The organism is Rhizobium sp. BR 315 (assembly GCF_050577975.1).
Taxonomy (GTDB): Bacteria; Pseudomonadota; Alphaproteobacteria; order Rhizobiales; family Rhizobiaceae; genus Rhizobium; species Rhizobium miluonense.
In genome coordinates this window covers 1-545 of the sequence record NZ_JARWKZ010000184.1, presented here as the reverse complement: position 1 = coordinate 545, position 545 = coordinate 1, and the positions used below count along the sequence as shown (strand labels likewise).

Genomic DNA, 545 nt, shown 5'->3' with positions numbered 1-545 from the left:
GCAACACGCGCCTTTCTGGGTCCCGCACGTCTGGCGACCGCCAGCGCCCAGCTTTTGAGATCCGAGCCTTTGACCGGCCGGGTCAAAATGACGTTAGCCGCCTCGTAGAGCGCGGTTCGCACGCCCACATCGCCGATCTTCGAGATGCGACCACTATAATCGGTCTCGCCCGATTGGTATTTCTTCGGTGTCAATCCGAAATGCGGCCCCACCGCTCGGGATGATCGAAAACGCTCAGGCGCGTCGACGGCCGCCACGAATGTCAGCGCCACCAGGACGCCGACGCCCGGTGTCGTCATGAGCCGACGTGCGTTATCGTCCTGACGGGCCATGGCCCGTAGCTTTCGTTCAAAACCTGCAAATTCGTCGGCAAGCGCATCGCGCACCTTCAACAGCGACGCGGCAATCGCCTCCAAGGTCGGATGACCTTCAATCAGCTCGCGGACCCGTGCCGCATAGCTGCGCCGCGTCGTCGGTCCTACCTTGAGGCCGAAGCCGCGTAGAATCCCCCGGATGCTCATCTCGATGTCGTGAAGCTTGCCCTG

The 545-nt window shown here is 62.4% G+C and carries 1 protein-coding gene; it reads right to left on the bottom strand.

The features are described from left to right. The coding region (locus QD409_RS35675; RefSeq protein ID WP_430765074.1) for a transposase at nt 1-545 on the bottom strand (545 nt) is incomplete at both ends.